Here is a 24,301-nt window from a genome sequence, read left to right as displayed (position 1 = left end):
ACGTTTTCCTCCAAATATAATCCAGATCTTTTTTGGTAAATATAATGTAGTTATTAATTATACTACATTATCCAAAAGTTATCCACAATTGGGAAAATACATAAATTTCTAATGTTAAAAACGATAAGATAAAAGCTTAATCAACTTTAAATTTATCTACCACACTGTTTAGCTTATATGTGACCTGCTTAATATTATCTAGATTTTCATTTATCTGATACATGATTGCTGACTGTTCTTCAGTTGAGGCAGCAACATGCTGACTACCTTCACTAAAATACTTCGAAATATCTGCTAACTTGCACATTCTATTTACTGTATCATTACAATCATTTTCAATTGATTCAATAGATTTTATTATATCTTTAACTCTTAAATATGCTTCATCACTAGATTTTTGTAAGTTTAGTAGATATTCATCTACTTTTGTAACAGCATCAACCCCCTCTTTAGCCTTAATTACTCCATCTCGTATTGTTTTAATAGCATCACTGATTTCTTTCTGCATACTAGCTGCAATATCACTTATTTGCCTAGTTGCGTCATTAGATTGTTCTGCTAATACTTTAACCTCGTTAGCTACTACAGCAAAACCTTTTCCATGCTCTCCAGCCCTCGCTGCTTCTATCTCAGCGTTTAAAGATAAAAGATTTGTCTGTTTTGTTATCTGTGAAATTGTATCACTAAATGAACCTATTTCTTTTGATTTATTTCCTAATTCTTGAATTATTCTATCTGTATGCTCAATAGTCTTATTGACAGAGATCACCTTTTCAATAGAAGTTTTAAATATTTCTATTGCCTGTGCGGTGTCTATTACTGCCTGATTTGATGAATCTGAAACTAAAGTCGCATGCTCTACTGATTTTTTTACCTGCTCAAACACCTGATTCATAGACTTCACAACTTCATCTACGCTTTGAGTTTGTTCTAATGCGCCAGCTGCAATTTCAGTAATTACTTCAGCTATCTGCTCTGTAGATTTACTCGATTCACTAAAATCATTATTAACACTATCAATCTGAAGAACTACTTCTTTTGTATTTGTCTTAATCCTATTAGTAATAACACTCAGATTATCTACCATATCTTTAAAAGATTTTGTTAATACACCTATTTCATCATTAGTAATATTATCAAACTTTACTGTTAAATCTCCCTCTTTTATTAATTCTGCCTGCCGTTTTAGTTTATTTAGTGAGCGAACTAGAATAATTGACAAAACTTCACTTATCAATATTCCCATAATAATAACTACTACAATAATTACCCCAATATTCCTTCTAAATTTGTGAAGCTGATTAACCATATTATTGGCATCAAAATCTGCCCCAACTATGCCTATTACTTTGCCCGATTGATCTTTAATAGGAATATATGTAGAAATTAGGTTTCCCCATTTATCTGAAGAAAACTCATATTCTGATATACCATTAAAACTTCTCATCATCGCTCTAGTTATACTTGTCTCTTCATTGCCTAATGAAGAGAACTGCTTATCATTCATTTCAGTTCCATCCACAACATAAATATATTTATTAGCTTCAGTCTTACGCATAGTATAAAGATATTTTAGACCTACTGTTTTCCTTATGTCCATTAAGCGTGTTTGAAGATGCTTGTAATATTCAGATTTCATATCAGCTTCTGCCTGCAAGCTGCTGAACTTATCAGCATCAATTGTATCCTTTACAGCTTGAATCGTTGATAATGCTGTGTTACCTACTACTGATTCAATATTTGATTTCATATTATAATAAGAATAGAAACCAATAACAAGAGAAGAAAAGAAAATAAGTATTAGAAAGCTTCCTGTAATTTTATGCCTTAACGACAAACTTTTCTTTGGTAAGTTAAACGTCATATTGTACCCCCTATAAATATGTACTTTTGTACCAATGCACATAATTGTTGCAAGCAGCGCATCATTTTATAATTATTAATATGCTTAATAAGAATCAGTATTCGGTGTTAAGATTTAATAGATTTGAAAAGAAATAAAAGATATGAGTTCTAGGTAATAACAAATATTTTATAGTAGTAAAAAATTAATTAGTAGACCTTTATTAACTGCCACCTCCTGCCGTTAAACGTTAGCATTCAACATTACATATATTGATATTATAGAAATTTACATCTAAAATCAAGCACTTTATAGCTGATTTTAACAACATTTTCCCATGTATAATTATAGAATAAAATATGAAGATACCCACAAGAGTATAATACATACTCTTGTGGGTATTACATCCAATCCGTAAAGGTAATAGTAGTTATATGATTACTTTTTCTATAAAAAGTGTCAGATTTCTATTTTCAATCAAATTACAAAACGTATAGGTTTCATTAGCCGCAACAGCCAAGACAGGTCTTGTAGTAGCTCCACTGTTTTGCATAACAACTACAGCTTTCTTTCCATTATTTAATTTCACCTGAAGTCCATTAGGGTAACAATAAACAGATTCCAAAAAATCTTTAAAGATTTGTTTGTCAAACTTACTTACTGCTTCAGCTGTAATTTTTTCAATAGCTTCATGAGGAAGAAGTGCCTTTTCACCACCTATACTATTTATATACTCATTGCATATTCCAAGTATTTTAGCAAATTCATGTATTTTGGAACCTGTAACACCAAATAGTCCTGAACCATCTTCTCTTTCATACATATAATAGACCGCCATGTATGTAGTTGACATAATTGACGTATTCCTTTTAAGTATAGCCTGTCCCTTTTTTACATGATTTATTTCACTTGTAAATAACTTACCTATATCATGTAGCAAAGCCGCTGTACCTAACTTTACTAATTTCTTTTCATCATATTTTTTACGTATACCAACCATAATAGATAACTCAGTTACATCTAAGGAATGCACTGCTAATTTAGATAAATCATCGCTTGGAACCAGGTTATTTATGATTGCAGCATTTTCTGAATGGATATTTTGAATTTTTTGTCGAATTCTATCCAATTTTCTATAATATTGTTGTATAAAGACTTGCCACGACGAGTATTTTTATAACATTACAAGTTATTATTTCATTTTTCCTTTAAACTTTTTCCAATATATTCAACACAACTAAATAAAAAGCATAATTCCAATGTCAGCTAGGTATTGATTTTACAATTTCTAAACAGACATTAAAGAATTATGCTATTATAGTATACTAATTTGCAAGAATTTCTTTTATATATCCAGTCAGTTCTTTTGCTGCTTTCTTATGAGCTAATACACCCGGATGACTTCTTGCTCCTATCGTCTCATCTGTAGTATTAGGAAGTTGAAAAACTGAAACCTTCTTGTCCCCTATTTTCTTCATATAAGCATCCACTGCACGATATATTGATGGCATTATGGACACACCTAACATTCCATATACCCATATAATATGTGCATTTTTATTGTATTTCCTTAGTTTAATAAGAAAACTTTGGATTGCATTCTCAAAAGCTTTTAGGTCATCTTCGTTATAAGTACCATCTTCATTCATTCGCTGCTTATGATTTTCTCCAGTTGTTTCGTCCTTCCATTCTGGTGAAGTAAACGCACCGCAATCATTTGTTCCAAGGTTAACTACTACTATATCCGGCTGCCAAGAAGCAAAATCATTTTCTTTAAATGCTCCCAAAGCTTCATTTTTCTTTCCTGTAAGAAGACCACAGACTTTATCGTAGTATTCAGGAATATTTCCATGAGGATTATTGTCCCAGCTTGTAAGCACTCCCCATCCGCTCTGAGAAATAATCCTATATTCTGCATTTAAAGCTTCTGCCGTCATTGTGCCATAGTTGTTTATTGCACTGAACCACATCGGAATCCAATCCTCCTCGGCTTTAGCCCCTATAGCACCTTCCCCAGACGTAATACTGTCACCTATAAACTCTATTTTATATGATCGTTTTTGAATAGGTAAAAATTTTCCATCAAATTTTACTGCGTGTATCTGCATAGAACACCCGGGATCTCCGTTCATAGCCTGTACATCCTTAACGATACGAACATTCTTAGTAGTGTTTTCGTTCATACCTCTAAATACACATACCCAATACCTTCCTGATGTCAGCATCTGTCTGCTTACAGCAACAGAATCAATAACTATGCTAATCCATGGTTCATAAATGTCATAGTCCACCTCTACTTCCACCCAAAGCTCGGAACCCTTTGCATTTAATTCAACAGCGCTTCCCGTCCAAAACAAAGTCAGTGGAGAAAGACGCCCAGTTGTTCTTCCATGGACCTTTAAATTATCTATTTCAGACAATTTATATGTCTTTAATCTTTCATTTTCCTTCATTCTATTTCTCCTTTTTCATATTCATTATATAATATTTATCTTTTAATTGTTCACTTATATTTTCTAACAGACTATATCATTTTTATTGTCGATTACATCTGCAGTTTTTTAAGTCTATAAAATTCACCTTTTTTCTCCATTAATTCATCATATGTTCCAAACTCTTGTAGGCCTCCATTTCCAATAACCGCAATTCTATCTGCATTCCTAATTGTAGATAATCTATGTGCAACCACCAAAGTCGTTCTGTTTTTCACAAGTTTCTCTATCGATTCCTGTATCTGCTTTTCTGAAATACTATCTAAAGCTGATGTAGCCTCATCAAGAATTAATATTTTAGGATTTCTTACAAATGCTCTTGCTATGCAGATTCTTTGACGCTGTCCACCAGAGAAATTTCTTCCATGTTCAGTCAATTTTGTATCCAATCCATCAGGAAGAGATTCAATTAACTCTTCTAAATTTGCAGCTTTTATTATTTCATGTAACTCTTCATCTGAAATATTATCTGTTCCATAAATAATATTTTCTCGAATCGTATCAGAAAACAAAATAGCATTTTGCGGTACCACTGCAATATGAGAACGATAGCTTTGCAAATTGAGACTTTTAATATTCTGCCCGTCTATTAATACTTGTCCTTCTGTAGCATAAAAAAATCCGACAGCGAGATTCAAAATTGTTGATTTTCCCGCTCCTGATGCGCCTACAAATGCTATCGTTTCTCCAGGAGTTATAGTAAAATTTAGATTTTTTAAAACTGGAAGCTCTCCATCTTTATATTGAAAATCTACATTTCTAAATATAATCTCACCTGTCACATTTTTTACCTTCTTTTTTCTGCGATTATTTTCTATATCGTGACAGAGTAGTATATCGCCAATTGAATTGACAGATTCCAGTCCTTTTGCAATAGTAGGCAATAAGGTAATAACACTAGAAACCTGACCCACTATAGTTCCAAAGTAGGTCTGATACATTACAACTTCACCTACTGTAATATATTTCTTTACAGCTAAGTATCCTGTAAAACCAAGACAAATTATTTGAAAAGCCTGAAATGCCACCCAGCTTACAGAAGAAAAATAAGATTGAATAATATCTAGTTTTAGTCCTTTCTTAGCTACGTTTTTTAATTGATGATCCATCTTTTCTGTTTCTTGTTTTTCTAGTCCATGAGCTCTTGTAACAGGAATTAATTCTACCATCTCCATTACGCGGACAGAAGTTTCTTCCATCTCTCTTCTATAATCAGTATTATATTGCTTAATCTTTCCTCTAAATGTCACTATAATAAGTACTGCTACAGGTATAGTAGCGATAAAGAATAAAAATACAGTTAAACTTTTAAAGATAACTACTCCCAACGCTACAGTAATATTTAGTATGATACTCAATATGGATATAAAAATCTGAGATGATAAATTTTCAATCTGCTCCACATCACGCATAATTTTTGATTGCAACCGTCCTGACTGCATTTCATTATGATATGCGATAGAAAGCTGCTGTAGTTTTCTTACAAGTGAACTTCTTAAATCCCTTTCTATACTTCTTATCGCTTTTGCATAAAGGATAGTATGTATGTAATTTGATGGTATATTTTGCAGTACCATAACGAGGATCACAATAACATTTATTATAATTACATTAACTGCATTTCTATCTCCATTAGTTGCTGCATTAATAATATTTGAAGTTACAATTGGAAGTACCCAAACAGGAAAATGTTTTACTGCAAAAAAGACAATGGAAAAGAATAGTTTTAAATAATGACCCTTGTATAGCCCAAGCAGTGTAATTAATGTATGATTTTCATTTCTCCTAAAATTCTCTAAAAGGACTTCCTCTTCTGGTTCTAACTTGTCTGTTTCTATGCTCTCTGCCATTATCGATCAGCCACCACCATGTCATAGTACTTTCTAATAACTTTCTCTGCTGGTTTACCATATACATCATAACCTTTGTTACTTTCTGCTCTATTTAATGAATATTGATTGGATGCCCAATCCCACATTACAAAGCCAGATATCCATTTACGTCTTAAGCAGGCTTTAAGCATAGTTTCATACCACTCTGCCTGTTCCTTTAAATCCACATCACCTTCCATGTTCCAATCATTTGGAACTGCCGAGGAACCTTGAGTAGACATGCAGCCTGCCTCTGCAAAGAAAAATGGTTTATTAAACTTATGCACTACCGCTTCTATACGATCTAGCTGCCTTTCCCAGTCATTAAGAGGATAATATCCGCTGGAAGAAATTACATCTACACAGTCCCACCACTTTACATTATGTTCTTGATATTTATCTGTATTGTAGGTCACAGCTCCATGATAAACATCTCTGATATCTGAAATTAACTTACGCCATTCTCTTTCTCTACGTTCTGACATTACCATTTCACAACCTGCAATAAACATTTCACAGCCTGTTTTTTCAGCTAAGCTTGCGTAATGCAGCTGAAAAGCCGTATATGCTTCAAACCACTTACTCCATTTCGGTTCACAATGAACATCTTCATCAAAAAAATTAATATGAGCTCTCCAAGTTCCGTTCTTACAATTTGCTGTTGGTTTAAGCGCAACCCTTAGACCCTTTTTCTTTGCATAATATATCATAGCTTCTAATTCTTCATCTGATACAGTTGAATTTGAAGTATAACAAATCTCTTCTGATTGTGGAGTATCCTGTAAACCATTAGGTACTAGTATTATGAAATTAACACCAACTCTTTCTACCAAATTATCTAAACTCTTATATGCTTCTTTTCTCATATAGCTTCCTCTTTTAGCAAAAGGCGCAAAAGTAAAACCTTTAATAAACTTCAAAACTCTCATTCCCCTCCATCTTGTTTCATATAATATACCAATTTATTCTTGAATCTGATATAATACAATTATTTAAAAATAGAACAAATCTATTTTAAGGAGATTATTATGGACTTTTTATTTGAAGAAAGTAACATGTTAACTTCACCTTATGAAGCCTTTTTATTTGATACAAAACATAATGTATTTCCAATAAAAGCTCATTGGCATTATTTTATGGAAATTATATTTATGCTTAAAGGTACTGCCATAATAAATTGCAATACTGAAGAGTATGTACTGGAGCCTGGAGATTTGATTCTTTTCCACCCACAGGCAGTGCACTCAATTTTTACAGCTTCCCATGAGTCTCTAAAGTATGACGTGCTTAAATTTGATGCAAATAAACTACAAATAAACAGTAGTTATACTCCAAAGCTTAGTGCAGTTTTCAAATGTGCTGTAGATGACCCCTGTGCACCTATTTTCTTTCCTTCAAAAACTTTTGCTAATTTTTCATTGGATAATTTAATGGATAGCTGCATAGAAGAAGTGGTAAATAAAGACTATGGTTATGATATTCGCCTTCAATCCTTGATATCAACATTATTAATCGAAATTCTTAGACTATGGAGAAAATACGGATTTGATACTAATAATGCCGCTCTGATGCCTAATAACACAGATTCACTATACACCATATTACAATATATAGATGAGCATTCAAATGAATCCCTAAAGGTTGAGCTGCTGGCTGAAAGGTGTCATATGAGTTACTCCTACTTTGCTAAGAGATTTCATGACTTATACGGTCAGTCATGCAGAGATTATATTGAATTTATAAGACTGAGTAAAGTTAAAGATTTGTTGTTATTTACAAATTTTGATCTTAACTATATAAGTCAAGAAACAGGTTTTTCAGATTGCAGTCATTTGATACGCATCTTCAAAAAAAACACAGGCATGACACCAAAACAATTTCGTTTACATCATACTATTTCAAAAAATTAAATTTATGTTGTTAAAAAAACACCTTGACTTTTACTTAAGTTAAAGCCTTATAATGTACTTACAATAACTTAAGAAAAGGAGATTATATAATATGAAAATGGCTATCTTGGGAGCTGGTTTCATAGCTAGATCTATGTCAGCTACAATAAATAAAATGGATGAAGTTACAAGCTATGCTGTAGCTTCTAGAGATTATAAAAAAGCAGAAGCATTTGCAAAAGAATTTGCGTTTGAAAAAGCATATGGTTCATATGAAGAAATGTTATCCGATCCAGAAGTTGAGTTGGTTTATGTTGCAACTCCTCATTCACATCATTATGAGCATGTTAAGCTTTGTCTGAATCATGGAAAACATGTACTGTGTGAGAAATCCTTTGCAATAAACGCGAAACAGACAGAAGAAATGTTTGCTTTGGCTCTTGAAAAGAAACTCTTACTTACAGAAGCCATCTGGACCAGATATATGCCTCTTAGAAAAACCTTGGACGATATTATTGCTAGCGGAGTTATTGGAAATGTAAGCATGTTGACTGCTAACTTAGGCTATGTAATTAACCGTGTTCCAAGACTGCTAGAACCTTCACTGGCAGGAGGTGCACTATTAGATGTTGGTGTGTATCCTATAAATTTTGCTCTTATGGTTTTCGGAAATGACATTGAAAGAATAACTTCAACTGCAATCTTGACTGATAAAGGTGTAGATGCACAGAACAGCATTACATTTGAGTATAAAGATGGAAGAATGGCAGTATTAAATAGTACAATGATGTCTCAAACGGACAGACTGGGAATAATCAGCGGTAATAAAGGATTCATCATAGCAGAAAATATTAATAACTGTGAAAGGATAAGAGTGTATGACCTTGATCAAAAAGAAATCGCCTGCTATGAAGCTCCAAAACAGATATCAGGCTATGAATATGAAGTAAGAGCTTGCATTAAGGCTATACAAGAAGGTAAATTAGAATGTGAAGAAATGCCTCATGCAGAGACAATAAGAGTTATGCAGATTATGGATAGTCTAAGAAAAAAGTGGGGAGTTATTTACCCAGGAGAATAAAATAAGGGATGAGTGACCTCCGTCGGCTAAAAAATGCCTCCTACGGCCACTCTCACCTCTATAACCAGTTCTATGCATTTACAAAGTAGTATTTTCTACATTACTTCTTCCAATTTATTTTTCTTATTTATTTGCTTAATGGTGTTTTCTTCAAAGTTACCTTCATATTACTTCGTATATTTTATAGTTACTTCTTTAACCATACATGTACTATGTTCCTGTATGGTTGAAAGTTATCCACAATTCACAAATCATTAACCTCTATGATTCTATTCTTATTATACGTTTTCCAAATGGTCCCATATAGAGGCTTAATCTATCTGATTCTATAGCATACTCTACTCCATTAAATAGATCTATTCCTTTGTGTCCATTAACATCCAGCGTAATAGTTTTAGAAACAGTACTGTAATTAAAAATATTTATAACTGTATCTTTATTAGTAAATCTCTTGTATGCATAAACATCATCATTTACATATAAAGTTCTGAACTCACCATACTTTAATGCATCACTGCTTTTTCTGATTGAAATAAGCTTTTTATAATAATTAAATAATTCTTTATTTCCATAATTGAAATCTATAGTTCTTCTACAGTCAGGGTCATTCCCCCCTGTTGTACCCAATTCATCTCCATAGTACACCATCGGTATTCCCATAGAGGTCATTTGAAAAAACACTGCCATTTTTAACTTTTCTATATCTTCATTTGCCTCGTAAAGAAATCTGCTGGTATCATGACTGTCAATAAGGTTCAAAAGCTGATTTCTTATGGGCTTTTTATACCGTACAAAAAGATTATTTATATAGGCGTCAAATTCGCTTAATGTAGATTCTTTTTTAGCAAAATAACCAATCAAAGCATACATGTACGGATAATTCATGACTGAATCGTACTGATCACCATTAAGATAGCTTTCTCCTCCATCCCATACCTCACCTACTATAAAGGCATCCTTTTTAATATTTTTAACTGCTTCTCTGAATTTTCTCCAAAACTTATGATCAATTTCATTGGCGACATCTAATCTCCAACCATCTATATTGAACTCATCAATCCAATATTGTGCCACGTCTATTGCGTACTGTGCTACCTCACTGCACGCCGTATTAAGCTTTGGCATATTCTTCGATGAACCAAAGCACTCATAATTATTATCCTTGAATATATACCAATTATAGTATTTCGAGTTTTTCCCTTTTGCAAGTACATTTTTAAATGCGAAAAATTGGTCACTGGTATGATTAAATACTGCATCTAAGATAACTTTGATGTTTCGTTTATGACACTCTCCTATCAGTCTTTTTAAAGTTTCTGTATCACCAAAGCTACTATCTATCTTATAATAATCAACAGTATCATATTTATGGTTACTTGGAGACGCAAATATTGGAGTTAGATATATACAATTAGCACCTAATTCTTCGATGTAATCAAGCTTATTGATTATTCCATTAAGATTACCCCCATAGACATCCTTTGGTGTAGGTATCCTATACCATTTCTCATCTATTCCTTCTTTATAAAACCTATCTATAAATATCTGATATACAATCATATCCTGCCAGCAAGAGTAACCGTCATAGATATCAGCCCTGCATATATACGAAAACATAAACAGCTGATTTCTTTCTTTAGGCGGTTCTGTTAAAAATCTTCCCTGAGCATAAATAATTCTTTCCTCACCGCTTGTAAGCTCAAAATAATATCCTATTCTATTAAAAGTAGGATTTATTTCTACCTCATAATAGTCATATAAATCATCAGTAAAAGTAATGCTCATTTCTTTTTTATACATTGTTATTTGTTTAGTGGTTTCATATCTATCTCCGTAAAACAAATTAACTTTATCTACATCATCCTTCTTCACCCTTAATTTAAGCATTAATGAATATTCGCCTACGCTGTAAGCAAATGTACTGTCTGTAATATGCAATATAGCTTCTCTTAACATGTTTATTACCTCCTTGTTAGTATGTTTATTTTGAACTTCCTAAAGTCAATCCTGAGACCAGACTCTTTTGCAAAAATAAGAATATAATTACAACTGGTATGGCAATTATCATTGAACCAGCTGCAAACAGTGGCCAATTTGTAGAATAATTACCCGAATTTTGCAAGGACCATAACGCTACGGAAAGAGTATATATATTTTTATTAGAAGTAAATGTCATTGCAAATAAATATTCATTCCACGCTGACATAAAAACAAATAGCGATGTAACAGCTATAGCTGGCTTGGAGAGTGGAAGTACTATCTTAGTAAATATATCAAATGAGGATGCTCCATCAATAAAGCTAGCTTCCTCTATTTCATATGGTATTGTGTCAAAATACCCTTTAAGATTCCATATAGTAAAAACTAATTGTCCACCTGAATATATTAATACTAATCCCCCAAGAGTATTTATGAGATTAAGTATTGAAAGCATTTTATAATACGCAACTATACTTAAAATGCTTGGGAAAGCATTTAATAAAAGAAACATATTTAAAAATAGCTTTCTTCCTCTAAATCTAAATCTCGAACAAGCATATGCAGCTGTTACCCCGAGAAAAAGGCTAAATAAAGTGGTCGTAACTGAAACGATAAGGCTGTTGAAGCACCATCTGAAAAAATGACTGTCCGGTCCAATTAACATCTCTCTATAATTATATAATGTAAATTTTCTTGGAAGCAAGCCCAGAGAAGTGCTGGAAAGATTGTTTACTGCATCAAGTGAAGTAGACAATATCCAAAGTATTGGAAGTATGGCAAAAACAATTGCAATAATCAAAACTATATAGGCCATAGTACATTTCAATATGGTTTTCCTTTTAAACACATTTTGTTTTAAATTGGGATTTGATATTTTCGATGTATTTAGCATTTATATATCCTCTCCTCCCTTCACGGCTCTCATATTGATAATAGTGAATACAAGAAGTATTAAAAATATAATTACAGAAAATGCTGAGCTAAAGGCATAATTTTTCGATGTAAAAGCTTTATTGTATGCATAGGTTATAACTACATCTGTTTTTCCGCCAAGTCCTCCAGTCATGAGATAAATAATATCAAATTGTTTGAACGTTACGAAACTGGTTAGAATGATTGGGGCTATGAGCATAGATTTTATTAGTGGTAGTGTAATTCTAAAGAATTTATCAAAAGCATTAGCTCCATCCATATCAGCAGCCTCATAGTATGAAGCGTCGATGCTCTGTAGTGCTCCAAGGCATACCGTCATCATAAATGGAGTAGCTAGCCATACGTTTACAATAATACATGCTATCATTCCAAAAGTAGGAGAAGTAAGCCATTCTATTCTATGCAGTCCAATCTTAGTTATCAAATCATTCACTATACCGAAATCGTAATTGAACATACCTTTCCATATAAGTGAAGATATATATACAGGTATAGCCCAGGGCAATATAAGTAAAGTTCTCATCAATCCTTTGAGTTTAAGCTGCTTTATATTTAAAAGCATGGCAAGAAAAATACCAAATGCAACCTGCAGAAATATATTTATAACAGTCCATACTATAGTTCTAAGCAAAACCTGATAAAATTCCCCATTAAGTCCTTTTAGAACTTTAGTATAACTTTCAAGACCTACAAAACGATAATTTATCCAATGATACATATTCATATTGGTAAAGGAAATATAAATACAGTAGAATATAGGTAATACGACGATTAATAATATTCCTATAAATGACGGTACTATATAAAGATATGCTCTATTTTTCTTGTTAACTAACATATAGGCTCCTTTCATACTAATAGAGGACATTCCTCTATTAGTAGATTTATTTCATATTAGAAATAGCATCCTCAGCTCTTTTTTGAAACTTTTCAGCTGTTTTTTGAGGATCCTGCCTCAAAACAATTGTACCCTGAAGAAGATCAGTAGCTGGCTGCCACATTACACCCATCTCTGGAATATTAGGTTGAGCAATCCCTACTTCTGCCTGAGCCTTAAATGCAAGGATATCTTTGTCTGCCTTCACTTCAGCCTTGTTATATACAGAACTGTTTGATGGCATATATCCACCAGATTTGAAATAAGCCATTGCCACATTCTCACCTAAATAATATTTCAATACTTTTGCTGCAGCTTGTTCATCTTTACAGCTAGATGTCATCATCATACCCTGAACGCTTACAAAAGGTGCAGCTGGTTCATTAGTATTGCTTGAAATAGGAATTAATGCTAACCCGTAATTAATTTTTAATTGTTTAAGCTTGGCTATGTCCCATGGGCCGCTAATCATCATAGCTACTTTCTTATCATCAAAGAGCTGGGACACCATTTGATTATCCAAATCCTTTGGATAATACTTGCTTAACTGCTTTAAATATTTAAGAGTTTCAATGTTTTCAGGTGTATTTAACGAAGCCTTCCCATCTGTTGTCAGATATTTATCCTTATTTGATCCATTGAAGAAACATGAATTAAAATACGGATCCTTGGGAGGTATCAAAAAACCAAACTTATTGTCCTTAGATAATTGTTTCGCTTTTTGAAGTAACTCGTCCATAGTTTTAGGAGGCTCTGGGATTAGATCTTTATTATATATTAGCGTAACCGTTTCCAAGTGGCCTGGAACTCCATAAAGCTTTCCTCTATATGTGAATCCATCTATCGCAGTTTTCATAGTATTCTTTAGATCTGATTTACTAATAAGTCCATTCAGCGGTTTAATTGCTCCCATAACGGTAAGTTTTCCAACCATATCATTAGACCTTATTATTATGTCTGGCAATTTCCCGCTTTGAGAACCTATTTCTATCTTGTTATCAATATTTTCCTGCTTCTCAAATTTTAATTTTATTCCTGTTTGTTTTGTAAAATCCTTAAATGAATTTATTAATAGTTTTTCAGTGTCCGGAAGGTATTGATGCCATACCGTTAACGTTATATTCTTTTTCCCTCCTGAATCGTCGTTTACTGAACCTTTTGAACTCGAGCAAGCCGCTAAGGATGACATGACTGCCATTGATACAAATGCCGTTAATATTTTTTTTAATTTCATAATAACACCTCACTTAACCGTTTAAGTATATATTTTTTTAAGCAGATTTTACTCTGCTCGTAATATCAAATATTTATTTCCTCTATATCTTTTCTCTAAAACTTCCTTCATTAATTCAACAGATCTTTCTGCCTTTTTCAATATGTTAAACTTCAGTAATTTTATATCTTCTGACAATAAATACGAATCACCACAGGTCGCTATGACTGTAAGTTTTTTACAATCAACATATCTTTGAGCTAATATAGCAAGGTACTCACTTATTATTATGCCTTGGTTACCTTTCCTATCTTTGAGGAACTTTTCCATACCACTAATAGATTCCATTATATACAAGTTTTCTTTCTTTCCGTTAAAAGCATCGCTAATAGAAGCCATCACTTTATTACTGTTAAATTTTTCAGTTATAAGATATGCCTCGTCATCATCTATATCTTTCAGCGCTTTCTTTATTGAATCATTAAAATCAGGCAATATCTTATAAAAAAGTTTATCATCGATAATACTATCTAGAATTATTATTGGTACAGTGAAATTATTTGAGATCTTATAAAAGAATTTTTCATCAACATCTATAACAAAGACAGCTTCAAGTTCCCTTTGCAAAACAATGTCTAAATCAGGTTTATCTAAAGGGGTATTTGTTACAAGTAAATGATATCCCTCTCTGTCAAGGAGTCTTTCAAGTGCATTTATGTAACTGCTATAAAAATTTTTCTTCCACGGTCCTTCTTTCTTATAATCTCTTACAACTATGATACCAATAAGACCGGATTTCTTATTAACTAAAGAACGAGCATTTAAATTAGGTACATAATTAAGCTCTTTTGCAATTTTAAATATTTTCTCTTTTGTCTCATCATTAATTTTTTCTTTTTCGTTGTTATTTAATACATAAGATACAGTCGCTAAAGATACTCCTGCACTTATTGCAATGTCCTTCATAGTTACTTTCTTCATTTTTATCCCGCCTAGAAACGTTTTGTTTTACTTAATCGCTTAAGTTGATTATATTATAACAGCATGCCCTTAATTTGTAAATAGTTTTTTTGTAATTGTTTTCCTAAATATATCACAATATACTAATAATCTATTTTTTAATCATACTGTACACTACAACGACTAAGAGTGCTGACAGCATATTGCAACCTTAAACTTTTTACCAAACACAAGATTTATGCCAACACAAAATATAAGCATTGAACCTATGAATGATAAATTTTGGATCATTTGCTGTGTAAGAATTTGTTCAATAAAATGAACAAATATTGTACAACTTTCAACTGTTGCATTAAATTTCATATCCTCGTCTATTATACTTTAATTTAAGTTACAATCCTTACGTCCCTATTTAATATATCTTAGTGTCTAGTAAATTTGAGTCAAAACCTTCTGATATAGTATCATAATAGCCGCATACTTGCTGCCCTTTTATATCCTTTGAAGCATCTTTTCTAGCTTCTTTTAAAGCTTTAGCTCTCTCCCTTAATGCTTTTATCTTTTTCTTACGCAATTTTTCTTGGTGGTCTTCAGTAGTATTAAGCTTTTTAGTATCCTCGTCTTCAAATTCACACTTAGTTCTGCATTCACCATTCTCATCTATCATTATACTTACTTTTGTTACTTTTTTTCCCGTTAAACTATAGCTCAATTTTTCAATAAATTGTGGTAATGATGGCATCTGATCAAGAAGATAATTTATTTTTTCAGATGCCTTAGGATCTTTTGTTGCTTTTTCAACTAACTTAGGAGAAATGTTTATAGTTAATTTATTTTCCTCACCCAAAACAGCATCACTCATATTAATATTAAGATTTTGATATTTACTACATATATTTTTAAAGTAATTATACTTTGATATTCCTTTATCTGATGTACACCTTTTGCCCGCTTTGTTCTCACTAACATCGCATTTTGTTTTATTGGATACCTGTTCATAACACGAACCATACCTGTTATCAATTTCTACTGACATATAAATCACTACCTTCATGTACTTAAAATAAATTACATATATGCTATCGTATCTACTTTCTTATTCTTTATATCAATTGTATTATTAAAAGCTACTACTCATCATATAGTAGTAGCTTTTATCCCAAAAATCTACTGATTCATACAGCAAATAAAAAATATTCTTTTTTACTACTAATTTCTACAATATTACATATAAAAGCATTTTCGTAATAGTTTTTTATGTCTTAGTATATTTTTAGCAAAAACAAAGGAAAAATAAATGTTTTTAAATTATCACTGAACTTCTAATTCTTGTAATTTTTTTCAGCCACTAATGTAAACGTCTTTGGAATTCCCTTATCAAAGATATCAGATGATAAGTTGGGTTCTTCATCTAGACTCCTAATAAGGAATCCTTCCTTAGCAACAGCTGTAACTATCTCACCCAAGTTCCATTTACGAAGCAGTACTTTCTGAGGTTCTTTATTATCAATTAGATATTTTGAATAAGAAATATCTTTTTCCTCCAAGGAGGTATCAAAATAATCTCCTGTAACCTTATGTTTACGTACTTTAGCAGTTGATCCCCTTGAAGTAATTAGCTTTGTAGAAACTGGATGAAAATCTCTTATTATGAATATTCCATTGTTTCGCAAAAGCTTATAGATAATATTCATAAAAGGTTTTAAATCAGTAAAATAGTGCAATATACCCATCTCAGCAAATACTATATCATAATCGCCAGTAAGCTGTTCTTGTGATAACTTAAGCACATCTGATAAAATATAATCAATTTTTACTTTAGCTTCTTTTGCCAGCTCCATGGCATAACGTTTATTACCTGATGAAAAGTCTACAACAGTGACATTTGCTCCTAGTAAAGCTAGTGCTACAGCCTTGCTGCCATTTGACCCCATCAGATTCATAATTTTCTTTCCGCTTACATCATTCATTTTGTTGTAGATCACGGACAAAGTTTTTACCGGATTTATTTTAATTTTATTAGCTGCTTCACATGGTTGTCCAAATCTTTGTGCCCACGCATCATAAGTTTCTTTATTCCAAGACTCTTCGTTCACATCGATACATATATCTTTATTATCCATAACGTTATTTTCCTTTTCCAATCATTTTACCTCCAGTTTCTAATACTATGCTATGCTTATTATAACAAAATTTATATTAACTAATTATAATATTTTCTCTCAAATATATTTTTACATTCATACAAACATTATTTTATATTAGCATATCATCTCTTAAGTGAACTGGTTATTCTTAATTTTCGCATAATAATTACTTCTAATTCCAATTTTCAAATAGGATAATATATTCTTTTAAGTGACAACATATAAATGAACAAATTTAATTTATATGGAGGTGTTTGCATATGAGTATATTTGGAGGTATTTTTGGAGATGATGATACTAAAAAAGAAACTTCTGATGATGCAAAGCTCCGTCTTCACAAGGAAGAACTTGATATAGGGAAAAGTAAAGTTCAAAAAGGCGAAGTAGAACTTGGTAAAGAAATCATAGAGGAGCGTAAAGAAGTCGATGTTCCTGTAACACGTGAAGAAGTTGTAATTGAGCGAAAATCTCTAAATAACGAAGTTTCCGATTCGCCGATAACCGATGAAGAAACTATTCGAATTCCTGTTAGTGAAGAAAAAGTTGATGTAGATAAACACACTGTTGTAACAGGAGAAGTTTCAGCTCACAAGCGTTCTATCGAAGAGAATAGACATATAGATGAAACTCTTAAACGAGAAGAAGCTCGAATAAATAAAACTGGTGATGCCGATATAGTAGATAATGACAACTCTATGGAATAAATAGCAAATCAAAAACACCTCCAAATTTTATTGAAATTTGAGAGGTGTTTTTAGGAACATATGGAGGATAAGAATATGGAAAATGACTCATCCATAATTAACACAAAAATAGATATGACTAACAATCATAATAAAGAAAATAAAACTTTGCAAATTAAACAAGAGCAACTAGATATAGCAAAAAGATGGATTCAAACAGGACAAGTAAATATTCACAGAGAAGTTATCTCAATAGACAAAAACTTTACTATACCCATTAAACGTGAAGAACTCGTAATAGAAAAGACCCTCATAAAATCAACTATTCCGGGTTTTAATGCTTCATCACCAGAAGCTATTAGAATACCATTATGTGAAGAACATGTTGAGTTCTCAAAACATATGGTCACTTTAGAAGATGTATCTATATACAAACACCAAATAAAAGAAATAATCCATATTGAGGAAACTTTAAAGAGGGAAGAACCTAAAATTAAAACTACAGGAGCACCAAGAATTATCGATGAATCAAATTTTACTCATTCCTGATACAAAAGAACCTCCCTTAGCTATTGTTTATAAAATATTGCTCAAATTTTGACATCCAATTTGTATTCGTATTGGATGTCCATTATTAAAGCAATTATTACTATCATTTAATTGATATTTCATCACCACATTGTACTTTTCGTGCCTGTTTATATAGCTCTCCATCTTTTTTAAAAACATTTACCTTTCTTATTCCACTAGTACTGCAAATATCCAGTAATACTCTCCCTTTTCCTACAATTGGATGTCTTAAAACACGTGCGACAGCATTTTTATATTGTTCTCGTGCTATTGCTAAATATGCAAATTTCTCATCTTCATACGGAACTTCTCCCTCTTTTAATAAGCGATGCAGTCTGCTTCTTTGTATTCTACACGTAAAGTGGCACCAATCATCCTGTTCAAGCTTACAGGTATCTTCATGAGGACAAGGTGCTACCATATGAGCTCCTTTAGCTAATAAGTAATCCCTAATTTTTTTCAAATGAGAATATCCTATTGGTGTTCCCGGTTCTACAATCAAAATAATTTTATTAGCTGCATTCCATAATTTTTCTGCAGCTTTTATTCTTTCATTATCATCCAACTCATTTAGTACATAAGATGCGATAACTAAATCAGCTTTTTCTGAAATATTATCCATTGATAGGTCATATTCTGTCCATTTGGCTTTTTTTAAAACTTCTGATCCTTCCTGCATCATTTTTTCACCAATCTGGCTCATGGCATGTTCTCTTTCCAAACACGTAATCCTTTTTAATTTCAGCAGTGAATCTGCAGCCCACGAAGCTGCTCCAGTACCTGCTCCAACATCTAATAGCGATTCTATATTACAATCAGCTAAAGCTAAAGTATATTTCAGTGCTGAATAAACTGCCCCATAAGTGGCCGGCATCCTTACAACGGAATATGTAGCTGCCTCATTACTGCACGTAAGAAGACGTTTTCCATGTCCGCTTTCAGTTCTATATTTTTTACTAAGCGTTTGAGCATCTTGTAATAATTGAGTATGCTTCATACCAACAATCTGATTTTCTATAGCTAATTTTAATTCAAAAGGTAAATCCATCTATTCAACCTCTTTCATTACATAGTTTATGATAAAAAACAAGTATAAATTAGAATTAATTTGTTTGATCTATATTAATTTTTCGTATAGTTTAAACCAATTTAATCCGTGATTTCCGAGTCCTAAATCAACCGTAGTTATATACTTAAAACCAAGTTTTTCATAAAGTCTAATTGCAGGCATATTTTTTTCATAAACATCCAGTCTAATTGACCTAGCGTGCGTTTTAGTTCCATGCTCAACAGCAAAATCCATTAATGCTGTGCCAACACCGCATTTCAAGAAGTTAGGATGTACCGCAAAAGTATATACAACAATGACATCTGAATAATCAGATTCAAATTCCCATTTAGCCTTATAATATGCCGTTTCAGGTTTGTGACTCAGAATAAAGGAACCTGCAATTTTGCCATTATGCCTTGCCACATACAGATTATCATTATTAATTCCATCGATTGCATTCTGCCTAACAGGGTATACTCCCTTTAACCATCCTGGATAGTTTATTCCTTTTGATAAATAATCATTCAAATCATTATAAAGCTGCTCTAATTCATCAATATCATCTATTTTCCCTAATTCAATGATAATGTCCATATATCTTTTCTCCAATCAATAACTATAAGATTTTCTACCATCATTTTATTTACTTGTATGCTAATCAGCAATTATTATAAGTCAATTATAGCCCATATATAATTTCAATAGTTTCCTGTCTCTGATACTATGGTTGAATATACCACATAATACACAATTCCAAACTTATTTTCATATCATGCAGCACATCATAATGAGTCAATACTATATGTTTATGATTACTTATCCCAGTATGCTGGACGAGTTAATGACACTGGTAACTTTGTATTAGAATCCCCTTTTGCTGCGTTGATTTGAATTTGTGTAATAAATATACTTTCTGCAAGATTAGCTCCTCTTATATCAGCATCTCTTAAATCTGCTCCTATAAGATCCGCTCCAGTCAAATCACTGCCACTAAGATTTGCAGCAATCAAAAGTGCTCCTCTTAAGTCTGCACCTCTAAGATTAGTCCTTCTAAAATCCGCACCAATATAATCAGGCCTCCCTAAAATTGACTTCTTTCGTTTCAAGCCGGATTTTTGACCTCTACGAGTTTTTGTTCTCACAGCCTCACTGGTCTTTGAAAGCAATACATTAACATTATTTCTGTGTGTATCTAGATTTAGCTGTATCAGATTATCCGCATCAAGATTAGTTAATCTCTCTGTTTCACTTATCATGCTGCTAATATCCTTTTCAATAATACCATCAGTTTGCACTCTGAAAGCTTCTATTAAGTACCATAAAATTTCATGAAGCTGTCTCATAACTAGAAATGTGTCAAACATCCTGTTTGCAGTTTCAGGTTTTTTCCTCCAGTCATGTCCACCATATGTAACCTGTGCAACTTTTTGACCTGCGCCAAAACAATCATAAGCAGTACATCCTTTAAGGCCCTTTTCCCTAAGATTTTTATGTACAGCACATCTATAATCAGCTTGTAGATTTATACAAGGCTTGCCGGCATCTTTATTTGCTGGAAACCCTTCAGATGCTGAGAAGTATAATGCTACACAACAGAATCCAAAACAGTTTTGACAATCAATCATAAGTTTTTCGTATAATTCTTTGCTGTATTTGATACTATTCTGGTTAGTCAATGTTATCACTCCATAATTTTTATATTTAAATAACGTTAATTTTTAAATTAAATGTACTTGATTTAATCTCTATCAAATAACTGCAGTAAATCCTCCCTTGATAAGCTGCTGAGTAAACTGCTATTTTTAAGCTCTCCCGTAAGAATATTATTAATGAGTTCTTTTTTATCTTCCTGCAACAAAATAATTTTTTCTTCTATAGTTCCTTTTGCTACCAGCTTTATTACCTCTACTATGTCTGTTTGACCAATTCTGTGAGCCCTATCAGTAGCTTGATCCTCAACTGCTGGATTCCACCATGGGTCAAAGTGGATAACCAGATTTGCCGCAGTTAAATTCAAACCAGTACCCCCAGCCTTCAATGAAATCAGAAATACTTTTACAGAATTGCTGTTGTTAAATTCCTTCACTCTTTCAATTCTATCCTTTGGTTTTGTTCTTCCGTCTAAATGAAAGAATTGGAGTTTTTCTTTGTTTAAGCGTTCACCAATTTTATCTAAAACAGAAGTAAATTGAGAAAACAGAAGCACCTTTCCGCCTGAAGCAGTATGTTCTTTGATAAGCTCCATTGCTACCTCCAGTTTTCCACTTCCCCCCTCATATTTTTCTACTATTAGAGAAGGATCCAAGCATATCTGTCTTAATTTAGTTAAATATGAAAATATCTCAATTTTACCCTCTACGTTGTTCTTCATTATGGTCTTTACTCTTTTTATATAACTGCTATATACAGCTTTTTGAGCTGCTGTCATTCTAACTAATAGCTTCTTTTCTATTTTATCTGGTAATTCATTAACCACTTCTTTTTTAGTTCTCCTTAAGATAAACGGCTGTATCAACAGCTTAAGGTTTTCTAAGTTCTCATCTCCACTATCAATAAATTTTTCTTCAAATTTTTCTTTAGTATATAAATATCCAGGCATTATATAGTCAAATATAGACCAAAGTTCTGTTAAATTATTCTCTATAGGAGTTCCAGTCAAAGCAAATCTAGTCTTAGCTTTGATCTGTTTAACAGCCTTTGTATTTTGAGCTGATGCATTCTTTACGTTTTGCGCCTCATCAATGATGCAGTAATCAAAAATGAAATTACTATAGTTATCGATATCCATTTTCAAAGTTCCATAGGTAGTTAAAATCACCTCATATTCATTCATGCATTCCGCTGCTTTATTTCTATCAGAGCCATGTACTATTAATACCTTTAAATCGGGTGCAAATTTCTGAAATTCATCCTTCCAGTTATAAATCAAAGAAGTAGGACAAATAATAATTGTCTTCTTTTCTTGTTCCGACAATAGAAAAGCTATTGTTTGAATAGTCTTACCCAATCCCATTTCATCTGCCAATATTCCGCCAAAACCTACTTCACTTAATGTTTTAAGCCATTTAAAACCCTTCAGCTGATATTCTCTAAGTGTTCCATTAAAACCATCTGGCAAGGTTATTCCTCTATTATTAATATTGATTAGTTTATTTTCTATTTCATTTAACTCTTCAGAATTTTTGAAAAATCCCAATTTACTATTTTTTATATTTTCATATAAATATAGAGCTTTGCTTTTTTCTAGTTTTACACTGTCCCATTCGGTGTTATCATCCGTCCTTAATACTTCAATAAGATTGAAAAAACTCTTTACACCATCATCTTCAAAATCAAGAAAATCATTATTTTTCGTTTTATAAAATTTCTTTTTTGATCTATAAGCTTTAAAAGCACTTTTTAGCTCTTCTTTTTCTAAATTTCCTATGCTGTAGGAGAAATCATAATATCCATCTATCTCATCCAAATCCGCTTTAATATGTGCTGAACTATATATTTTTTTGTCTTTAAGCCCATTTCCTAAAATAATGTTTCCTAAATTTTTAATACTATCTCGTCTACCACTTAATATGTTAAATAGTTCATCCTCTCCACCTGTGAACATAAATCTGTCTTTCATCTTAGTAATACCACTTTTTTCTATCTTCATAAGAAGTTTCTCTTCTTTTTTATAGTCTCTTATTAAGGTATCGCTATTTTCACTTTCATGTAGTATATTAATCTTTCTGTTTCCATAGTTTAAAAACACGTCACAGTAAATTTTATCAGCCTGTTCAAAAATATAAAATTCAGGTCTTAATAAATCCGATACAAAATTTTTTAGTCCTTCTGAAATATTAATGTTATGTGAAATACTACTCAATATAGAGATGAGCTTATTATAGTTATTTATATTTTTTCGATAACTAATTTCTCCATGCTCCTTTAACTTTTCATATAAAGCGGCATATTTATCCGTCTGACTCTTTGATGGCAGATAAAGTTCATTTCTAAAATAATAGACATCATGGTTTGAGTTTAATGGAATTGGCAACTGTTTGTGAGTTGTCAAAACTATACGTTCAGCGTCTTCTTTCAGATTGAAGGTTAATGGTAAATCTTTATGTAAAATAGGAACTACAAATTCTATATATTCAAATTTAAATCTAATTTTTCTATTTTCTATTTTCTCCAAAAATGTTTTCAGCTCATTAGGATGCATCCTCCGTTTCTCATTTCTAGAAGATGACTGTCCCTCATAATAAACAGAATCCTTCTCAGTTTTTCTAACAAGTCTAGCAGTACAAACACCTTTCTGTTCTTGCTCTTTATTTATAGCTCTAATTTCTTGAACTTCATTTACTTGATTTTTATTTTTTGACAGTAGGCTAAAAAATTTATAAACAGTAGCAGTTAAATGGCGGCATTTTAGCATATATCCACTGGAAGATAATTCTCTGAACTCACCACAGGAACACACTGCTTCTTCTATTTTTTTCTCCTTTAGATTAATCTCTAGATGAGTATTAATTTCCTTAAATTTGCTTTTATCTTTCACTTTACCATAAATATGATATACTTCATCTATCTTCTTACCCTTAAAATGAGTAACTAGGCCTTTATCAAAAATTTCTTTTCCTTCCTTTTTTATAGCATTGGAAGCAGATTTATTAAATATTAATTTTAATTCATTTAGTTTCAAACAATCACTTCCTTTCGTAGTGACTTCAAG

At 32.0% G+C, this 24,301-nt stretch carries 21 protein-coding genes; 4 read left to right on the top strand and 17 right to left on the bottom strand.

The window, feature by feature from the left end:
- Positions 1-136 precede the first annotated feature (136 nt).
- The 5 genes from CLORY_RS03395 to CLORY_RS03375 all read right to left on the bottom strand — a co-directional run bounded on the left by CLORY_RS03395 (position 137) and on the right by CLORY_RS03375 (position 7,126).
- A complete protein-coding gene (locus CLORY_RS03395; RefSeq protein WP_169911511.1) occupies positions 137-1,864 on the bottom strand; it encodes a methyl-accepting chemotaxis protein in 1,728 nt (575 codons plus the stop codon).
- Positions 1,865-2,273: 409 nt separating this feature from the next.
- Entirely contained in the window at positions 2,274-2,972 is a 699-nt protein-coding gene (locus CLORY_RS03390) for an HD-GYP domain-containing protein (protein ID WP_242954320.1), read from the bottom strand.
- A 196-nt stretch (positions 2,973-3,168) separates the two neighbouring features.
- Positions 3,169-4,296 carry an SGNH/GDSL hydrolase family protein gene (locus CLORY_RS03385; protein ID WP_079422114.1) on the bottom strand — a complete coding sequence of 376 codons (1,128 nt, stop codon included), beginning with the start codon at positions 4,294-4,296 and terminating at the stop codon, positions 3,169-3,171.
- A 92-nt stretch (positions 4,297-4,388) separates the two neighbouring features.
- On the bottom strand, positions 4,389-6,185 hold the full coding sequence (locus tag CLORY_RS03380; protein ID WP_079422113.1) for an ABC transporter ATP-binding protein: 1,797 nt from the start codon (positions 6,183-6,185) through the stop codon (positions 4,389-4,391).
- Positions 6,185-7,126 carry a glycoside hydrolase family 113 gene (locus CLORY_RS03375; protein ID WP_079422129.1) on the bottom strand — a complete coding sequence of 314 codons (942 nt, stop codon included), beginning with the start codon at positions 7,124-7,126 and terminating at the stop codon, positions 6,185-6,187. Before CLORY_RS03375 ends, CLORY_RS03380 begins: the two co-directional genes overlap by 1 nt.
- A gap of 108 nt (positions 7,127-7,234) precedes the next feature.
- Here CLORY_RS03375 and CLORY_RS03370 point away from each other — a divergent pair, with 108 nt between their 5' ends.
- Together CLORY_RS03370 and CLORY_RS03365 are read left to right on the top strand one after the other, a co-directional pair.
- Positions 7,235-8,116 carry an AraC family transcriptional regulator gene (locus tag CLORY_RS03370; protein WP_079422112.1) on the top strand — a complete coding sequence of 294 codons (882 nt, stop codon included), beginning with the start codon at positions 7,235-7,237 and terminating at the stop codon, positions 8,114-8,116.
- Between the two features lie 91 nt (positions 8,117-8,207).
- A complete protein-coding gene (locus CLORY_RS03365; RefSeq protein WP_079422111.1) occupies positions 8,208-9,176 on the top strand; it encodes a Gfo/Idh/MocA family protein in 969 nt (322 codons plus the stop codon).
- A gap of 261 nt (positions 9,177-9,437) precedes the next feature.
- Here CLORY_RS03365 and CLORY_RS03360 read toward each other — a convergent pair whose 3' ends face one another.
- From CLORY_RS03360 to CLORY_RS03325, 8 genes are all read right to left on the bottom strand, one after another.
- Entirely contained in the window at positions 9,438-11,132 is a 1,695-nt protein-coding gene (locus CLORY_RS03360) for an alpha-glycosidase (RefSeq protein WP_079422110.1), read from the bottom strand.
- 25 nt (positions 11,133-11,157) lie between these two features.
- Positions 11,158-12,048, bottom strand: coding sequence for a sugar ABC transporter permease (locus CLORY_RS03355; RefSeq protein ID WP_079422109.1), 891 nt, complete (start codon positions 12,046-12,048; stop codon positions 11,158-11,160).
- A complete protein-coding gene (locus CLORY_RS03350) occupies positions 12,049-12,927 on the bottom strand; it encodes a carbohydrate ABC transporter permease (RefSeq protein ID WP_169911510.1) in 879 nt (292 codons plus the stop codon).
- Between the two features lie 46 nt (positions 12,928-12,973).
- Positions 12,974-14,200: a sugar ABC transporter substrate-binding protein gene (locus tag CLORY_RS03345; RefSeq protein ID WP_079422107.1), complete on the bottom strand. Its 1,227-nt coding sequence runs from the start codon at positions 14,198-14,200 to the stop codon at positions 12,974-12,976.
- A gap of 48 nt (positions 14,201-14,248) precedes the next feature.
- Positions 14,249-15,160 carry a LacI family DNA-binding transcriptional regulator gene (locus CLORY_RS03340; RefSeq protein WP_079422106.1) on the bottom strand — a complete coding sequence of 304 codons (912 nt, stop codon included), beginning with the start codon at positions 15,158-15,160 and terminating at the stop codon, positions 14,249-14,251.
- A 162-nt stretch (positions 15,161-15,322) separates the two neighbouring features.
- On the bottom strand, positions 15,323-15,430 hold the full coding sequence (locus tag CLORY_RS23670) for a hypothetical protein (protein ID WP_242954323.1): 108 nt from the start codon (positions 15,428-15,430) through the stop codon (positions 15,323-15,325).
- A 121-nt stretch (positions 15,431-15,551) separates the two neighbouring features.
- Complete coding sequence (locus tag CLORY_RS03330) at positions 15,552-16,175, bottom strand: DUF6033 family protein (protein ID WP_079422105.1); 624 nt, start codon at positions 16,173-16,175, stop codon at positions 15,552-15,554.
- Between the two features lie 286 nt (positions 16,176-16,461).
- Entirely contained in the window at positions 16,462-17,283 is an 822-nt protein-coding gene (locus CLORY_RS03325) for a class I SAM-dependent methyltransferase (RefSeq protein ID WP_207652165.1), read from the bottom strand.
- A 263-nt stretch (positions 17,284-17,546) separates the two neighbouring features.
- On the opposite strand from CLORY_RS03325, the gene CLORY_RS03320 reads away from it, so the two are divergent.
- The gene (locus CLORY_RS03320) at positions 17,547-17,990 is read left to right on the top strand and encodes a YsnF/AvaK domain-containing protein (RefSeq protein WP_079422104.1); all 444 of its coding nucleotides are present in this window, start codon (positions 17,547-17,549) and stop codon (positions 17,988-17,990) included.
- Positions 17,991-18,065: 75 nt separating this feature from the next.
- Entirely contained in the window at positions 18,066-18,518 is a 453-nt protein-coding gene (locus CLORY_RS03315) for a YsnF/AvaK domain-containing protein (RefSeq protein ID WP_079422103.1), read from the top strand.
- Positions 18,519-18,621: 103 nt separating this feature from the next.
- On the opposite strand, the gene CLORY_RS03310 is transcribed toward CLORY_RS03315, so the two are convergent.
- From CLORY_RS03310 to CLORY_RS03295, 4 genes are all read right to left on the bottom strand, one after another.
- Positions 18,622-19,587 (bottom strand): small ribosomal subunit Rsm22 family protein, encoded by a 966-nt coding sequence (locus tag CLORY_RS03310; protein WP_079422102.1) that lies wholly within the window; start codon positions 19,585-19,587, stop codon positions 18,622-18,624.
- A 69-nt stretch (positions 19,588-19,656) separates the two neighbouring features.
- Entirely contained in the window at positions 19,657-20,184 is a 528-nt protein-coding gene (locus tag CLORY_RS03305; protein WP_079422101.1) for a GNAT family N-acetyltransferase, read from the bottom strand.
- A 218-nt stretch (positions 20,185-20,402) separates the two neighbouring features.
- A complete protein-coding gene (locus CLORY_RS03300) occupies positions 20,403-21,266 on the bottom strand; it encodes a pentapeptide repeat-containing protein (RefSeq protein ID WP_079422100.1) in 864 nt (287 codons plus the stop codon).
- A gap of 62 nt (positions 21,267-21,328) precedes the next feature.
- The gene (locus CLORY_RS03295) at positions 21,329-24,271 is read right to left on the bottom strand and encodes a DEAD/DEAH box helicase (RefSeq protein WP_079422099.1); all 2,943 of its coding nucleotides are present in this window, start codon (positions 24,269-24,271) and stop codon (positions 21,329-21,331) included.
- Positions 24,272-24,301 lie beyond the last annotated feature (30 nt).

Origin of the sequence: Clostridium oryzae (genome assembly GCF_002029235.1) — a bacterium.
GTDB lineage: Bacteria > Bacillota > Clostridia > Clostridiales > Clostridiaceae > Clostridium_AE > Clostridium_AE oryzae.
This window is presented reverse-complemented; position numbering and strand designations above follow the sequence as displayed.

Bases quoted from the DNA above. Each gene is read 5' to 3' on its own strand.
- CLORY_RS03355 (WP_079422109.1), bottom strand. From the start codon at position 12,048: ATGCTAAATACATCGAAAATATCAAATCCCAATTTAAAACAAAATGTG.
- CLORY_RS03320 (WP_079422104.1), top strand. From the start codon at position 17,547: ATGAGTATATTTGGAGGTATTTTTGGAGATGATGATACTAAAAAAGAA.
- CLORY_RS03345 (WP_079422107.1), bottom strand. From the start codon at position 14,200: ATGAAATTAAAAAAAATATTAACGGCATTTGTATCAATGGCAGTCATG.
- CLORY_RS03330 (WP_079422105.1), bottom strand. From the start codon at position 16,175: ATGTCAGTAGAAATTGATAACAGGTATGGTTCGTGTTATGAACAGGTA.
- CLORY_RS03350 (WP_169911510.1), bottom strand. From the start codon at position 12,927: ATGTTAGTTAACAAGAAAAATAGAGCATATCTTTATATAGTACCGTCA.
- CLORY_RS03395 (WP_169911511.1), bottom strand. From the start codon at position 1,864: ATGACGTTTAACTTACCAAAGAAAAGTTTGTCGTTAAGGCATAAAATT.
- CLORY_RS03315 (WP_079422103.1), top strand. From the start codon at position 18,066: ATGGAAAATGACTCATCCATAATTAACACAAAAATAGATATGACTAAC.
- CLORY_RS03370 (WP_079422112.1), top strand. From the start codon at position 7,235: ATGGACTTTTTATTTGAAGAAAGTAACATGTTAACTTCACCTTATGAA.
- CLORY_RS03380 (WP_079422113.1), bottom strand. From the start codon at position 6,185: ATGGCAGAGAGCATAGAAACAGACAAGTTAGAACCAGAAGAGGAAGTC.
- CLORY_RS23670 (WP_242954323.1), bottom strand. From the start codon at position 15,430: ATGATCCAAAATTTATCATTCATAGGTTCAATGCTTATATTTTGTGTT.
- CLORY_RS03360 (WP_079422110.1), bottom strand. From the start codon at position 11,132: ATGTTAAGAGAAGCTATATTGCATATTACAGACAGTACATTTGCTTAC.
- CLORY_RS03340 (WP_079422106.1), bottom strand. From the start codon at position 15,160: ATGAAGAAAGTAACTATGAAGGACATTGCAATAAGTGCAGGAGTATCT.
- CLORY_RS03385 (WP_079422114.1), bottom strand. From the start codon at position 4,296: ATGAAGGAAAATGAAAGATTAAAGACATATAAATTGTCTGAAATAGAT.
- CLORY_RS03305 (WP_079422101.1), bottom strand. From the start codon at position 20,184: ATGGACATTATCATTGAATTAGGGAAAATAGATGATATTGATGAATTA.
- CLORY_RS03365 (WP_079422111.1), top strand. From the start codon at position 8,208: ATGAAAATGGCTATCTTGGGAGCTGGTTTCATAGCTAGATCTATGTCA.
- CLORY_RS03310 (WP_079422102.1), bottom strand. From the start codon at position 19,587: ATGGATTTACCTTTTGAATTAAAATTAGCTATAGAAAATCAGATTGTT.